The sequence below is a fragment of the Poseidonibacter sp. genome (genome assembly GCF_041821165.1).
Lineage (GTDB): Bacteria > Campylobacterota > Campylobacteria > Campylobacterales > Arcobacteraceae > Poseidonibacter.
In genome coordinates this window covers 1-1,168 of record NZ_JBGUES010000281.1, presented here as the reverse complement: position 1 = coordinate 1,168, position 1,168 = coordinate 1, and the positions used below count along the sequence as shown (strand labels likewise).

The following is a 1,168-nucleotide window of genomic DNA, read 5'->3' as shown; positions in this document are numbered from 1 at the left end:
ACTACAATTTAAAATTAAAACTACAAAATAATGAGACTAGTGCGGTACAATTAAATTTTGAAAAATCGTAGAAAGTTTAATCTTATTATCTTTATTTATATGATTATTATAAATATAGTAATTTGCTAAAACTTTTTTACCATAATTCCTAGTTTCTGGATAAGAAACAGATTCAATACTCATAAAAGGCTCATATTTACCTCTTTTTGTAAATAAGTTCCTTTTTAACTGACTTTTAAAATATCCTGCACCACCATTATAAGCATAAGCCATAAACAAAGGGTTATTATTAAATTGCTTTGACAAGTTATTTAAATGAATATTTGAATACTCTAAATTTACTTTTGGAACAAACTGCTCATAAATATTATAAGGTTTATTTATCCTTCTTGCTATATCTTTAGATAAAAATGGCATTATTTGCATTACACCTTGTGCAGTAGCAACAGATGCAACAGTTGGAATAAAATGGCTTTCTTGTTTAGCAATTGAATAAATTAAAACTTGTCTTTCAATATCATATTTTGACAATATCTGTTTATATGGAGTTATAAAATATTGCTTTTTATATTTATAAAATCGTTCCAATATAAAAGCATAATGAGCTAAGGTATCTTCACTTGAAAATAGTTTATGATATTTTGATAATTTTTTTTCATCAAAATTCTTTTTTGTATTTTCTAAAACTTCCATCCATTTAAAATGATCAAGTGTATCAAAATTTGATTCTTTATTTAAAATTTTAATATCATAAACAATATTATCAATAGATACATTTAATAACTCTTTTGCATATAAAGAGTAAATATTTATACTAAAACTCTTAGAAAGTTTTTTTAATAATAACTTATCTTTGTTAAGTAAATATTGCCAAAAAACTACTTTATCTTTATCACTTTGAAAATATGCTTTTTTATATGCATATTCAAAATATTTTAAAGCATAAGTTTTATTATTATGTTTAAGAGCATTAATTCCTAATAAAAAAAGAGTTCTATGAGTAATATTTTTATTATCATCTACTTTAAATAAAGAACGCTGTAAATTTATAAGATTATCATTTGAAGTTACTAACTTTACAAACTTATTAAAATCTTTCTCATTTGAGATATCATTTACAAATGATTGTGGTATTGGATAGTTAAATTTTTTCTTTCTAAAATTACTG

Annotated in this window: 1 protein-coding gene; it reads right to left on the bottom strand. The window is 22.0% G+C overall.

The genetic code is table 11. The features are described from left to right. Nucleotides 1-36: 36 nt before the first annotated feature. Nucleotides 37-1,168 (bottom strand): lytic transglycosylase domain-containing protein (locus ACERKK_RS13165; RefSeq protein ID WP_373773530.1); only part of this gene is annotated, 1,132 nt, incomplete at its 5' end.